This is a genomic window from Hufsiella arboris (assembly GCF_009834875.1).
GTDB classification, from domain to species: domain Bacteria; phylum Bacteroidota; class Bacteroidia; order Sphingobacteriales; family Sphingobacteriaceae; genus Hufsiella_A; species Hufsiella_A arboris.
Genome location: NZ_WVHT01000004.1, coordinates 157728 through 171527, shown reverse-complemented (window position 1 = coordinate 171527; position 13800 = coordinate 157728). Strand labels below are relative to the sequence as shown.

The following is a 13800-nucleotide window of genomic DNA, read 5'->3' as shown; positions in this document are numbered from 1 at the left end:
CGATGATTTTAATAAGCTTATACCCGTTGGGCGGTCTTTCCGAGGCTTACTTTTAGTTTTTCGCGGGCTGTTGTAATTGATAAATAATATCTTATATAAAAGATCAGACACTTTTGGGCAAAATGAAGATCTTTTCCCTTCGCAACAATAAGCGGAATGCTTTTTACGGGAGGTCTCAGGTCATAGACAAATTTTATTATAGACTCTCCTATGGATGCTTTAGCAGGCTCAAATCCGGCCTGACCACCGCCGACCCGCTTAGCTTTTTTTATTAACTCTGTTAACTGATATCGTGCCGGATGATTAACTATCGTTTGTTCTGAGTATTTAATTTTAAAACCAGCATCTCTGGCTCTTATAGACCACTCGTAGTCTCCTCCCGATAGCAAGTCATCCTTAAAGTACCCGATGGTGTCGAATGCATCCCTGTAAGCAAACATATTGGCAGTTACTCCGGTTCCGTCCTGCTCAACATATACATCCTGATTAAATGCATAAATCTTTTCGTAGAGTTCTGCTTTAGTTAATTTTTCTGATTTATAGAATAAGCGGATTTTGCCTGCAATTCTCGAGCAGTCTGGGTTATTATGAAAAAAAGCGACTGCATTTTTTATCCAATCTTTGTCAGCAATGCAGTCCGAATCGGTGAAGCCAATGATAGAACCAGTAGATAAATTTACACCGGTATTTCTTGCAGCATACGACCCCGGCTTTTCCTCTATAACAATTCTGCAATTGTTCGGTATGAAGTAGTTTTCCGGTATTTTATCTGAAGCGTGATTGTTGACAACAATAATCTCGAATAAATTGACATCATAACTTTGAACTGCTAATGAGCGCAAACACAAAGCCAACCTTCGCCAATCTTTAAAAGTCGGTATGATAATGGATACAAATGTTTTATTCATGGTAAAGGGATTAGTTTTTTCCGTTGGTAGAAGAATTCAATAAATAATTGAGGCTATATATTATTTCTTTGACAGCAGGCTCTTTAAGAAATTTTTCGTTTTAAGTTTTAGTGCCTTACTTAATTTTATCTTGGGATTATGCTCTTTTAAAAGTTCTCTGGCATATTGAGGGAAATGCCTGTAAAAGCTCATAATTTCAGTATATATATAGTCGTCGATTAAGAGCGATAAGTTTTTAGTCAGGGAGTTTGTCCGTTCCAGCTCCTCCTTAATTTTCAACCTTAGCGTTACACGGTTATTTAGGATTTTTTTAAGCTTGTTTACGTCAGTGCTTTTTGAAACTGAGTTTTCCGAAAAGTGTACTATTGTATCTACTGATTTGTCGGTGACAATACGTGCTTCTTTTTTCAACAAGCGAAAAAGGAGATCATATTCCTGGGAGGATGTCACATTTTCATCCCAGCCATTAACATCCAAAAGGAGATCTTTTTGCCATAAATTAGAACTTGTAATTCCAAGATTGGACGTAATTAGACCTTTCCAAATGTTTCTATTAGTACGCCTGACAACTTTCTTGATTTTTCCTTTAATTGTATATTCCAGAAGGGAGTTGCCTGCAACCACACTTGCACCGGTACAATTTGCCAGATGAATTTGCTGCAAAAGCTTATTTGGGAGTATTTCGTCATCGGCGTCCAGGAACTGTATCCATTTGCCTTTCGCGTTTTTCAGTCCGCAGTTCCGGGCAGCCGGGGCACCAGGTTTAAATTCTTCATAGATGGAAATTTTATCAGGATATTTTGCTTTTAGATCAGCCAATACCTGCATAGTATTATCTGACGAATTGTTATTGACTAATATAATTTCAAAGTTTTTATAAGTTTGATTCAGCACACTGTTAATAGCTCTGCTAATAAAACCTTCACAATTGTAACAAGGGATAATTACAGATACCATCGGATAATATTTTACGTAATTGAGGAAGATGTCTTATTTTTTTTCAGTCCATTTATAATTGTTTTTAATTCGTTACCCATTAAAAGCCAGATTACACCGAAATAAACGGCAACTAATATTACTCCGGCGAGGAGGTAGTTAGCATTTAAACGGTTTAAAAAATAAGTTGCTGAAAAAGCTACAAGCGAGGCCGTAACCGGGGCCTTTACACTCATGAAAATATCCTTCAAAGATATTTTTACAGGTATAATAGAGAATGTATATTGGGCTACGGCAACAAGAATTATTTTGTTTAAAAGTATAGCGTAAGCTGCTCCGATAATACCATAAAAATATATACCTACGGCAAGCGTCGGTAGAAAAATCGCCGCTTTTAAAATTTGTTGTTTCATTTCTAAACCTGGTCTGCCTAATCCTCTAAGTAAAGCTGTGTTACCGCTTACCAGGATATGAAACATTACAGACAGGGAAAGAATTTGTAATGGCGCGACGGTTTGATGCCACTTAGTGCCAAAAATATTTATGATAAAATTGTTTGCTTCTGCAATGAAATATGTCATCACAGGAAATATGAAAATGCAGTTAAACTGGACCACCTTGAGATAATATTTTTTTAAGGAATCGTAGTCACGCTGGTTTTTTCCATAAATAGGATACATTACATTATTAATCACAGCCATTAACCTGCTTCTGAAAGTGTCAGTTAAAACAAAAGCTAAGGTGTAGATACCCAACGAAGAAGCGCCTAATAGCTTGCCGATTAATAAATAATCCAGGTTGTTGTAAAGATAATTCAGGATGTTAGAGCCAGTAGTATAAATCCCAAATCCAAAGATCTCTCTGAACGCTTTTTTATCTGCTATAAATGCGGGTTTCCATCCTGTCGCCCTGAAATATAGGGGCATAGCAAAAAAAATCGTGGCGACGGTGTTAAATACCAAAGCCCAAACTCCGGCTCCCCAAAAAGCAAGTATCAGCGCAATCGAACCCGCCATTATGTTTGACGTATTATCAATGAACGCAAGTTTCTTAAAGTTCATTTGCTTCGTCAACTGAGCTTTATGAACAAGATTTACCGGGCTGATCAGGATTCCAACGCTTAGAACCGGAATGATATTTCTTAATAAAGGTTCCTTATAAAATGAGGCAGCCAGTGGCGCGATCGCCAAACTCATTATAATAAATAAAAAAACCGACCATACAATTCCTGTCCAGAAAGCTGTATGAAAATGCTCTTTCCTGAGTGTTTCTTCTTTTTTCTGCACCAAAGCCGCTCCAACGCCAAGGTCATTTAATATTTGAACAAACCCGGTAAATATTGCCGCCATACCAACTAATCCGAATTGATTTGGAAAAAGAAGTTTGGCGAGTATTAGTTTTAAAATAAAGGCGAACGATTGGTTGACAATCAGCTGAATGAAGTTCCAGAAGATGCCGGACGCCACCATCTTTTTGTCCTCGCGCCTCGCTGAGTGATTTATAGTAGTATCCATCTTACTCTCATTATTATCAAAAGGATCTGAGTTTATTATCATTTTTTGAAAGCATTTGCAAGCTATTGCATTATTTCCAACTGTTATCGTTTTGTAATCTTTGTTTTAAAAAGTTTTCTTTTTTTAGAATTTGCAATTTTTTTTAGTTTCTATGCAACATTTGTATTACAATCATCGTTCTAGTGCAAAAAAAACAAACAAAATTTAGCTATGTTAAAACACACCTACCTCCGAAAAACATTTCTATCCATCTTAGCCATTGGCTTATTTACGGTATCCTGTAAAAAAGATGCGGATTTAGAATCTCAAAATGGATTGGTCTCTGCTAACGGCGTGGCCTTAAACAAATCGGACGCTTTAATGGCAACCAGCGTACCGTTATCACCACTTTTATCTGGGTCGTCCTTAGAACTGGGAATAAACGGCCATCCATTAGATGGAACAGGTCCGTACAGTCACGTGTCGGCCTCAAAGCAAATCGAAATGCTGCAAAAAATGGGAATGAATTGGTACAGGGCAGATGTCACAACTATGAGCGATGGCCGTATCACTGTTCCTTATCTTTTCGATCCCTTAATGGCAGCTGCGACATCGGGAGGCGTTAAAATTCTTCCGGCACTTAAAACACGGACTCTTGACTTAAATGCGACACAATCGGCTTCCTATTCTGCGGGCAAAAAATTAGGTGCTGATTTTGCAGCGAAGTATGGTAAATATTTCACCTACTATAACCTTGGTAATGAATTAGAACTTAAGCTTCTGTTACCAGGGAGAAGTGGCCAAAGTCAGCTGCATTATGATCGTACAAAATTTAATGTAACAGCTGCCTATCTAAAAGGCATGGATGAAGGTATAAAATCCCAAGATCCGGATGCTAAGACTATGATTGATGCCAGTTGGCTGCATTATGGATATCTCAGAATGCTTGAATGGTATGGTGTTAAGTTTGACATCATTGCCTATCACTGGTATTCAGAGATGGAATCATTGGGCGGTAATAAAACGTATAACATACCGGATATCACCTTAAAACTTTCAAGTCTTTTTACTAAGCCCATCTGGTTTACTGAAGTAAACAGCCGCTACAAAGCTGACGATGCAGACTTCGAAGTAAAACAAGATGCATTCATTAAAAAGTTTATTCAAAAATGTAAAAATAATCCTCAGGTTAAGGTTCTTATATTCTATGAGCTTTTTGATGAACCTCAGAAGAACAGCACTTTAGAGAAAAATTACGGTTTGAACAAGTGGACGACAAAGTATACAAGTTGGACAAAGAAAATGATTGCTCAATCCCTTACGGTTAAATAACATAAAGACAGTCCAGGCGATATCGATATCATTCCGTCAATATTGCCTGGCTTGTTATTTCTTCACCACCGATCGCTCTTTTATATACAGACAGATAATTGTTAATATAGTTAGTCGTTGAAAAGCGATTTTGTAGTTTATTCATCAATAGTGCTTTTTTTGAACTTAATTCTGCTTTATTTTCTACAATATCTGAAATGATTTTTGAAAGATTTCCTTTTTCTGGCGTAAACATCCAGGCACACTCGGGGTCATAAAGCTCTTTTAAGCCACCCCGATCTGTATGGCAAACCGGGATTGAAAAAGATAAAGCTTCTATGACTGTTCTTCCGAAGGGCTCATTCCAAAGTGCTGGAACTAGTAAGACATCAATCTTTGAAAAAAAATCAGCGGGCTGAACGACACCCAGAAACTCAAAATGAGTACCCGCCAGTTTTTCCTTTAATTGGGTTATAAATATATCCTCTCCCTTACCCGCAAAAAGAATTTTAAAAGACAGTTTGTTATCGGCATTTAAGTTTGCAAGTTCGTTTGCCAGGTACTCAACTCCTTTATCTTTTTCTATACGACCAATGTAGCCAAAAACAACTATTTCGCTTTCAGAATGTGTTACCGGGAACTTGTTTGCTGCCGCTGCGTTGTACACAACACTGAAATTCCGTTTACGAGTGGGAAAGAAGTCAGCATGAACGGTCGTTATGTATTTACTTATCCCAATAAAGTGGTTTGGATAATTGATAAACCGGGACTTTATTGAATTAGTTATTTTGCATTCTGTACATAGCCTTGTGCAATTTTTGTTATTGTTAAACATATTGCTCTTGTGGCATAGAAGATAATAGTCTCGTATCGTGTGCACCAGTGGTGTTTTTGTGCTTTTTACGGTTAACCAAACAAAGGGTGAAAATCCCTGGATATTGTTAGTATGTACGACCTGAGGCTTTTTCTTCTTTAAAATGCTTAAAAGTTTAAAGTGATAAAAGGGATTGCATGAATCAATTAAATGCCAAAGTATTTTTGATAATTTAGTCGCACCGGCCCCGCCATAGTTAGTAAACAAATTTCGCTGCTTACAACTAATTACAATTACATTATTAACGCGATAGACACGGTTTTGAGGACCGTTGCAAAATATAAAAACCCGATTACCTTCTTTTACTAAGTTCTCTGCTAAAAGTTGGACTGAGATTTCAGCTCCACCTATAAACGTTGGATAATAAAAGGTGTTGATAATCAAAATTTTCATACAACCGCTGGGAGTGATTTGTGGCTGTTAAAAGTATCCGACCGAAGTTCAACGCGCGAATGATATTTAGCAGAAACAAATGACTTGATTTTTTCAATAAAGTGGCTTTCGTCGAATGACTCAGCGTGCTTACGAATGAATGTCGGGTCAAATTGTAGTGTCTCAAATAAATCGATCGCCTCTTTAAGCGAGTCTTTGGTTTGCTCCTGAAAAAATACGGAAGTGGCTTTTGAAGAATCATTTTCATAAGGTATCATGGTGTCAAGAACGCCACCTTTTCCATAGGCTACCACTGGTCTGCCGGAGGCATTAGCTTCTAATGGGGTTATTCCATAATCTTCCAGTTGTGGAAAAATGAAGGCCAAACAATTGGCATAGACGCTGGCTAAATTTTTGGCGTCAAGGCCTTTTAGAAACGTAATGTTCCCGGCCGCTTTCTCCTTTAATTCTTTTTCCCTCGAACCTTTTCCAACGATTATCAATTTCTTATCGGGCATTTCGTTAAAAGCTTCTATTACAAGATCGACCTTTTTGTATGATTCTAATCTGGAAACCACCAAGAAATAGTCACTTACAGAATCTGCAACATAAAAATTGTCACATTTAACAGGTGGATTAATAATAGTAATCGCCCTGGTTGGTTTGTATGCTTTTTCAATTCTTGAAACAACTTCTCGCGCATTTGTTAAAAACCAGTCGGTTCTTTTGGCGTATTTTAAATCAACATCCTTTAGAAAGGAGATGACATTGTCATAAAGTTTTCTTTTTACCAGACCTGCGCCTGTTACTACCTTATACGACTCAGTGCTCCACACCAGCCGGAAAGGATTGTGGCAATATGTAATAACTAAGGCGCTTGGACTTGTTTTAACATACTTTGCGCAGTGTGTTGTAGACTGAAGTATTACATCGAATTCTGACAAATCTAATTGTTGCATAGCCATTATTCCGAAAGGGAAGTAATAACGTTTCATTGCGGTCTCGCTTTTAATAACGTTGCCGAGCCAGCTGGTTCTGATATCACAATTTTTAAACTCCGGATATGTGTTTTTCGGATCATAAGTAAGCGTATAGATCGGCGCTTCCGGAAATGTTCTGTGAAAGCTCAATGCTACTTGTTCTCCGCCACCCCGGCGTACGAGGTCGTCATGTACTATTGCAAGTTTCATAAGAATTTGGTTTAAAATGTAACTGAAGTTTTTAGAACAAAAGTTATATAGGATGATTAAGGTGTCGATCAGCCTGGGGCAGTAACTTATAAGTTAGGCTGAAAAGTTCGGTAGAAGAATCAGCCCATGAAAATCTTGAACTCAACGTGTGATTATGTTGAATATCAGAATTAAGATCTTCAGGTTTTTTATCCGCTAAGCTTTTTATAGCGTGTACAATAGAATCAGAGGAGATAGGATCAAAATACGAGGCGCGGTCTCCGGCAATTTCTCTAAACACCGGAATGTCTGACAAAACTAATGGGCAGCCGCTCGACATCGCTTCAACTAAGGGAAGACCAAATCCTTCATATATTGAACAATTGATTAAGCCTGAAGCATGCTTATATAACACACTCAGATCCTCATCATTACAATTGTCAAGTATTGTTACATTGTCAGGGATAATAAGTTTCTGATCCCGAAAGGAAGCGCTTCTTTTACCCACCACTATTAACTTAAATTTTTTAAGTTTATCGGATTCAAACGCTTTCAACAGCGTTATTAAGTTTTTTCTCGGATCAAAAGAGCCTACAAAAAGGAAAAAGTCGTCTTTTTTTAATATTAATTTATCGGCAGGTATAGTGAAAATTTTAGCAGGAGCATTGTAAATAACAGATATTTTATTTGCTGCAAATCTAAATCTGCCTGTTATTTCGTCTTTTGAGAATTCACTTACCGTGACAATATGTTTTGAATTGCGAACTATAAGCGGAATTAGAAATTTATAATACAAATAAAAAGCTCTCGAATACCATTGTGGATTTTTGAAAAACGCGATGTCATGGAGACAGACAATCTGATTTTTAATTAATACAGGTCCGGTATTGCATAAATTTATTAGCAGGCTGCTTTTTCGTTTACGGAAAAATAATGGAAGATGAACTTGTTCCCACAGATTCGTGTTTTTAAAATCCCCCGTAGAAACAAAAAAGCGATCGTTAATTTCCGTAGATTTTATATCAAAAAAATTGGGTACAAGAATTTTGACGTTGCTGCCTTTCGCAATCAAACCTTTTGTAAGTTCAAATGCGTAGCGCTGGACACCTGAAACCGGTTGTGTTAAATACTTGCCATTTATGAATATTTCCATGATAATGAGAATCAGTGACCGGCAACAATTTGCTTATAAGTCATGTAAGCATCTTTTTTGACGAGGTTTCCCTGGCTATCTTGCGAGATTAAACCGTATTTGCTTTCACCCGGACTTCTTTGATTTATTGCCGGCTGGTCATACAGCTCGTAAATAAAAAAACCTGTAACTATATTTTGAGCTAATATTGGATGAATACTGGTACTTAAAAACTCATTTTGCTTTGCTAAACTGGCTGTCGTAGTACCTTTAAAATAGTTGAATTCAGTAATCCAAATTGGCTTTTTATATCGCTGACGAAGTAATTCCAGTACGTTACCGATTGATTTTACGTTGGTAATGTCGCCCATATTCGAATACCAATGGCAGCCAATAATGTCGTAGTTAACGTTGTTTTCCTCTAATGCAGTTAGGTAATAGAAGTGCAGCCAACTGAACGATAAAGTCACTTTAACTGATGGTTTTACTTGCTTTAATCCATCAATAAAGCCCTTGATAGCGGTAATGTATCGGATAAGCTTGGGGTTGTCATAACCGTTTTGTTTTCTGCCATCAAAATTTTTAGACAACATTGATTTAACGTCAACTTCGTTGTTTACTTCAATTACCGATAAGTATTCTCCGTATCTTAATGCAAAGTTTTGTCCTTGTTTATAACTTAATCGATATCTATCATTTAAATCTAAATCGTTGAATCCTTTTTGCATTATAGCGGGAAGGGGAGCGATATTATTGCTTTTTAAGACTTTAAACAGTTTTAGACAGGACTCTTCATCTCTCGCATAGCCGTTAGTGTCAATTAAGAGATCAAATCTGTAACTGCTTAGTTTAAGATCCTTAATTGCTTGGATTTGAGCCGGCCAATTTTTTTTATAGTCTTGTTTTGTCAACGGATGACCGTTTATTCCCCAAATGATACTTTTTCCGGCATCTTGTGACGTCAGTGTTAGGCAGAGGATAAGTGCTAGAAATGTATAACAGGTTCTGAGCATTTGGTAGCTGATAATATTCGCTTAGCGTGCTAAAGATGGGCCAGAGACTTCTGCCCAATTTGTCAACAGGTTTCTTTTCTGATTGTCGCTTAAGATAAAGCCCAGTGCTATGTAAATCCACAACGACGGATATGAGAACTCGGGTACGGTCAACATCATGATCAGGTAGACCATTATTATTCCCAATTTATAGTAAATTGATAAGAGCTTAGCTGAAATTCTTAATGCCAGATTCTTCAATACAAACCAGCTAAAAGTCAAAAATCCCAACAGTCCGCCGTTAAGTAAAATCGTAGAAAAAAAGTCAGTCGACCTGATATACCCAAATCCAATTCCAAAAAGTTGATTGAATATATTCTGGTTAGACCAGAAGAGAAGATGATTTATGAAATAACTTGACCGCGATCGGGTCGAATTATTGTTTCCATAAATTTTTCCAATGGTAACATCGTAAACACTATCCAGGACATTTTTAAATGCATCGAGCTGTAAGAAAAAGCAGGCAACGACGACAAGAATGATCAAGTAATAAAATATTTTGAACTGCCTGTTGTAGATCATCCGGTAAACGGCTACGCCTAAAATGCCCAGATAAGCGGTGGTCGAGAATGAAAGTATCATGCATCCCAACAGTAAGTAGCTATCAAACCTCCGATTTAATACTAATGTTAAAAGCCAAAATGGAAATACAGTGAATACAAACATTGATGGTTCACCTGTAAATCCCTTTAAACGCATCAAACTCATCCCTGCAATATCCATAGTTTGAAACAATGAGCCGGGTTTTTCATTATAACCAAAAGTCCGATTTGATAAAAAATCTCCGTTTTGTCCGGTTAATAAAAAGAAAAGAAATTCGTAGATGCCATAAAAGCAAAGCAGGCGCAGGCCCCAATAGATATATTTTATTACTGACTCGTTCGAATAATATTTAACATATAAATAGATTATAAATCCGACAATTAAAGGCAGCGACTGCGTGATGTGAGACAGCCTGTAAAACGTCATAGTGTAATCTAATCTGTTTATCAGATTTAATCCTGAAGGTAGTTTTAGATTTGTGACAAGATTTATTAACTGTGAGGATACGCTGAAAAAAATAATTACACAGAAAAAATAAGTCAGCTCTTTGAAAAAGGCGATCTTGCTATTGTTTAATGGAGATACCGTTATCATGATAAATATCGGCACTACTAAAACCGTAATAACTGTCGTTCCAGGAATAGCTGGAATCAACAAGAAACTGGTTAGCGGAAAAAATAAGATCGAGAAATTAATTAATCTGGACAGGTAGGTGCTCGTAGTCTGGTTTGATTGAGCGTATACCAACGATTGCTGCAACATAATATTGATGTAACGTGCTGGTTATATTAAACTACGTGTAAATCGTGGAGGGTTAATTATAATTTCCGTAACCCATTCCGTATCCGTAGCCGGTATATCCAGCTTTTGCAAAATTGACATCGTTTACAACAAGATAAATGTTGTCGACATTGTCTTTTGTTTTTAGGTCGTTTATGATATCTATCTGTGCCTTATCAGTATAATTATGACGGCATACATAGATCGTCATATCGGCTTGTTTTTGTATAATCAGCGCGTCGGACACAAGGCCAATCGGTGAGCTGTCCAATATTATAAAATCGAACTTTTTCTTAAGCTCGTTAATCAGCTGTGGTAACTTGTAACTAAGCAGCAATTCACTGGCATTCACAACAACAGGTCCCGAAGATATTATTGACAAATTGCTGTTTAGGGCACTGGGTTTAATGATGCTGTCAACATCTAAATCATCGATGACATAGTTTGAAAAGCCAAAATCTTTGTTATCAATACCAATCATAGATGATAGTTTTGGCTTCCTTAAATCTAGCTCGATAAGTACGACCTTTTTTTCCGATAGTGCCAAAATGTTACCCAAATTCCACGTTAAAAAGGTTTTACCTTCGCCGTTTACACTTGAGGTAACCATTATTACGTTTGATTGGTCACTATTAAGGATATTTCTAAGTTTTGTGCGAAGCGTACGGAAGCTTTCTGCTACGATTGATTGATGGTGTGGCGCATCCAATAGTTTGTTGTTTTTCATAGAATGATGCCCGATTTTACCAATTATTTCCACATCGGTCTGTTTTTCAATGTCCGCGTCGGAATTGATTTTTGATGCAAATATATTTTTAGCATTCACGTAGCCAAAAGGTACAATCAATCCAAGGAAAAATGTCATCACATAGATGATTGGCTTGATTGGCTTTGCTGGTGCTTTAGTACTTTTTGCATTATCAATTATTCGTGAATAGGGCATATCTGCGGCCTGTGCCATTGATGCTTCTTCTCTTTTTTGTAGCAGGTAAATGTAGAGCTGGTGTTTAAGATCCTGTTGTCTATTAAAGTCCATTACAGTTCTTTGTTTTTCCGGGGCCTGTCTGATACTGCTGTTGATAATACTGTTTTGGTTACTTAGTCCGGCAGTATTTAATTGCATTTCCTTTTCATAGCTTGAAATGCTTTCCAAAAGATTATGTCGAACAAGTTCTATCTGCTGATCAAGATTTACTATCACCGGATTAGTATCGGTATATGATAATCGTTCTTTAGCTCTTTGAGTTAACAACGAATTATATTGATCGAGGCTGGCGGCGAACGATGCGTTTTGAATGCTCAGAGAGCTGGGAATAACTTGCCTGTTCCCTGATTCACTCAGTCTGTTTCTCAGATCATTAACTATTGAAAGTTGGATTTTTTGTTGCTGATACTTGTTGGCATACTCATTGGCGTTTCCTTCAAGTACTCTGGATTGCTCGGCAATATCAGCGATGCTGTTATTCGCACGATACTCCTGGTAATTCTTTTCAACGTTGTTTAATTCTCCTTCAACAGACGCAATGCGGCTGTTGATAAAATTTATTGTACTGTCAATTATTCTTCTCTTGTTATCAATGTTGTCTACAAGATATTGACTCATTATATTTTGCAGAATAGCTTCGCCTTTTTTTGAATTGGGGTAATATAGCGTCAAACCAATTGTGGTGGTAGATTTATCTACAAATTCTGCATCGTAGTTGTTTTGGATGTCGATTATAGCATCATCTTCTGACACGATTTGAAAAGAATAGCTTGATTCGGGAGCTGTTATTCCAGGAGCTCGGAATATTACGATATCGTATTGCGGAAGATGAATCGGCTTTCCAAAAAAGACAGTTTTGCTTACACTTTCATCCTCATTGCTTATAGTCAATTTCTTGTTGTCTATGATGGAGATATCATAGTTCATTTTTTTTAACGTATCAACTTTTGCTCGTAGTATTTGAACGCTGAAAGGTGATTCCTGGTAAATCTCAGAAGCCAGTATACCTGTGCCGGAAAATGTTTTAATATTCAGTCGCATATCCTGAACAACCTCTTTTATCAGATTTCTTGATCGAAGTACGTCGCCCTCATTTTTAACATTGTCAGGTAAATTTAGAGCTGATGAAACACCTCCGTTAGCATATTGTGAAGATGGATCCGGGGTAATCGGCTGGGCTTGCAAAAGCATTGTGCTGCTTGTTAGGTAATACTTTGTGGCAAGCCAGTTATAGGTATATCCTAAGCCTAGAAAGATAATTAGACTTATAGCATATAAATACCAATTTTGCTTTAGTTGTGAAAAAAAGTAGCTGAAACTTATGTTCTTTTCTTTTTCTGAATATGTTTTCATTTCAATGATGGTTGAAAAGTAGATGCATGCAATTCGTTACTTATTAGCGTAATTCAACGTCACTACTGTTGCTGTAACTAAGGTGGCCAAAAGGGTTAAATATTTTACAACGTTATTGTCGTTATTTAACACTTTGGTTTTGGTGGGTTCCACATATATCACGTCATTCTGCCTAAGGTAAAAGTAGGGTGAAGCCAGAGATTCCTTCTTGGTCATGTCGAATTTTACGGTTAAATTGTTGCCGTCAAGACCCTTACGGATCAATAGCACATTATGTCTGTCGCCATAAAAAGTCATATCCCCGGCATAGCTTATAGCGTCCAAAACAGTATTTTGCTCATTAGGCATTACATACATAGCCGGCCTGTTTACTTCACCGAGAACACTTATTTTGAAATTTGAAAATCTAACATCGATGACAGGATCATTAAATGATTTTACCGCCTTTTCGCGGATAGTGGTTTTGGCTTGAGCGGTAGTGAGACCAGACATTTTTAGTTTTCCGATTATCGGAATTTCAACAAATCCTTCCTTATCGACCAGGTAACCTAACAGAGGATTTGCCGAGCCAGATCCAAGGTTACTGCTATTGTTAATATATGTTCCATTTCTGCTGTTTATACTTACGGTAGCTGCAGGATCAGTTGTGTTAATGTTAATGATCAGAATATCATCAGGCTTAATAACCGGATCAGTAAAATTTGAAAGCTCAATTTTGTTGGCACTATAAGTATTTGGAATGTCCTGAAAGTATTTTAATCGTTTAGTGCTGCATGAGCTTAATAAAATCGAAATAATGTTTAATAATACAATTGCGGTTAACAGGCGGGTTGTTGTTTTCATTCAATTAGTATTTGATGTTCAGATAGCGACGGCATCCATAACAGATGCG

12 protein-coding genes are annotated in these 13800 nt (G+C 37.2%); 2 read left to right on the top strand and 10 right to left on the bottom strand.

Annotated features, from left to right (window positions below):
* Positions 1–17 precede the first annotated feature (17 nt).
* Genes GS399_RS10065 through GS399_RS10055 form a run of 3 tightly spaced genes read right to left on the bottom strand, consistent with a single transcriptional unit; the run spans position 18 to position 3400 of the window.
* On the bottom strand, positions 18–908 hold the full coding sequence (locus GS399_RS10065) for a glycosyltransferase family 2 protein (protein ID WP_160844494.1): 891 nt from the start codon (positions 906–908) through the stop codon (positions 18–20).
* Between the two features lie 60 nt (positions 909–968).
* Positions 969–1865 (bottom strand): glycosyltransferase family 2 protein, encoded by an 897-nt coding sequence (locus tag GS399_RS10060; protein WP_160844493.1) that lies wholly within the window; start codon positions 1863–1865, stop codon positions 969–971.
* An 11-nt stretch (positions 1866–1876) separates the two neighbouring features.
* On the bottom strand, positions 1877–3400 hold the full coding sequence (locus tag GS399_RS10055; RefSeq protein ID WP_237487923.1) for a lipopolysaccharide biosynthesis protein: 1524 nt from the start codon (positions 3398–3400) through the stop codon (positions 1877–1879).
* Between the two features lie 168 nt (positions 3401–3568).
* Between GS399_RS10055 and GS399_RS10050 the strand changes: the two genes are divergently transcribed.
* Positions 3569–4669, top strand: coding sequence for a glycosyl hydrolase (locus GS399_RS10050; RefSeq protein ID WP_160844492.1), 1101 nt, complete (start codon positions 3569–3571; stop codon positions 4667–4669).
* Between the two features lie 28 nt (positions 4670–4697).
* Here GS399_RS10050 and GS399_RS10045 read toward each other — a convergent pair whose 3' ends face one another.
* From GS399_RS10045 to GS399_RS10025, 5 genes are read right to left on the bottom strand one after another with little or no spacing between them, the layout of a single operon-like run.
* On the bottom strand, positions 4698–5915 hold the full coding sequence (locus tag GS399_RS10045; protein ID WP_160844491.1) for a glycosyltransferase: 1218 nt from the start codon (positions 5913–5915) through the stop codon (positions 4698–4700).
* Entirely contained in the window at positions 5912–7084 is a 1173-nt protein-coding gene (locus GS399_RS10040) for a glycosyltransferase (RefSeq protein WP_160844490.1), read from the bottom strand. The genes GS399_RS10045 and GS399_RS10040 overlap by 4 nt, the downstream gene beginning before the upstream one ends.
* Before the next feature lie 43 nt (positions 7085–7127).
* On the bottom strand, positions 7128–8216 hold the full coding sequence (locus GS399_RS10035; RefSeq protein WP_160844489.1) for a glycosyltransferase family 4 protein: 1089 nt from the start codon (positions 8214–8216) through the stop codon (positions 7128–7130).
* An 11-nt stretch (positions 8217–8227) separates the two neighbouring features.
* Positions 8228–9208 carry a glycosyl hydrolase gene (locus GS399_RS10030; protein WP_160844488.1) on the bottom strand — a complete coding sequence of 327 codons (981 nt, stop codon included), beginning with the start codon at positions 9206–9208 and terminating at the stop codon, positions 8228–8230.
* 21 nt (positions 9209–9229) lie between these two features.
* Positions 9230–10216: a hypothetical protein gene (locus GS399_RS10025; RefSeq protein ID WP_160844487.1), complete on the bottom strand. Its 987-nt coding sequence runs from the start codon at positions 10214–10216 to the stop codon at positions 9230–9232.
* 121 nt (positions 10217–10337) lie between these two features.
* On the opposite strand from GS399_RS10025, the gene GS399_RS10020 reads away from it, so the two are divergent.
* A complete protein-coding gene (locus tag GS399_RS10020; RefSeq protein WP_160844486.1) occupies positions 10338–10502 on the top strand; it encodes a hypothetical protein in 165 nt (54 codons plus the stop codon).
* Between the two features lie 102 nt (positions 10503–10604).
* Here GS399_RS10020 and GS399_RS10015 read toward each other — a convergent pair whose 3' ends face one another.
* Both GS399_RS10015 and GS399_RS10010 read right to left on the bottom strand, forming a co-directional pair.
* Positions 10605–12908, bottom strand: a complete 2304-nt coding sequence (locus GS399_RS10015; RefSeq protein WP_160844485.1) for a GumC family protein — start codon at positions 12906–12908, stop codon at positions 10605–10607.
* 36 nt (positions 12909–12944) lie between these two features.
* Entirely contained in the window at positions 12945–13751 is an 807-nt protein-coding gene (locus GS399_RS10010) for a polysaccharide biosynthesis/export family protein (protein WP_160844484.1), read from the bottom strand.
* Between the last annotated feature and the right edge of the window lie 49 nt (positions 13752–13800).

Coding starts and splice junctions, on each gene's coding strand:
- GS399_RS10040 (WP_160844490.1), bottom strand. CDS start 7,084: ATGAAACTTGCAATAGTACATGACGACCTCGTACGCCGGGGTGGCGGA.
- GS399_RS10055 (WP_237487923.1), bottom strand. CDS start 3,400: ATGATAATAAACTCAGATCCTTTTGATAATAATGAGAGTAAGATGGAT.
- GS399_RS10050 (WP_160844492.1), top strand. CDS start 3,569: ATGTTAAAACACACCTACCTCCGAAAAACATTTCTATCCATCTTAGCC.
- GS399_RS10045 (WP_160844491.1), bottom strand. CDS start 5,915: ATGAAAATTTTGATTATCAACACCTTTTATTATCCAACGTTTATAGGT.
- GS399_RS10025 (WP_160844487.1), bottom strand. CDS start 10,216: ATGACGTTTTACAGGCTGTCTCACATCACGCAGTCGCTGCCTTTAATT.
- GS399_RS10060 (WP_160844493.1), bottom strand. CDS start 1,865: ATGGTATCTGTAATTATCCCTTGTTACAATTGTGAAGGTTTTATTAGC.
- GS399_RS10015 (WP_160844485.1), bottom strand. CDS start 12,908: ATGAAAACATATTCAGAAAAAGAAAAGAACATAAGTTTCAGCTACTTT.
- GS399_RS10065 (WP_160844494.1), bottom strand. CDS start 908: ATGAATAAAACATTTGTATCCATTATCATACCGACTTTTAAAGATTGG.
- GS399_RS10010 (WP_160844484.1), bottom strand. CDS start 13,751: ATGAAAACAACAACCCGCCTGTTAACCGCAATTGTATTATTAAACATT.
- GS399_RS10030 (WP_160844488.1), bottom strand. CDS start 9,208: ATGCTCAGAACCTGTTATACATTTCTAGCACTTATCCTCTGCCTAACA.
- GS399_RS10035 (WP_160844489.1), bottom strand. CDS start 8,216: ATGGAAATATTCATAAATGGCAAGTATTTAACACAACCGGTTTCAGGT.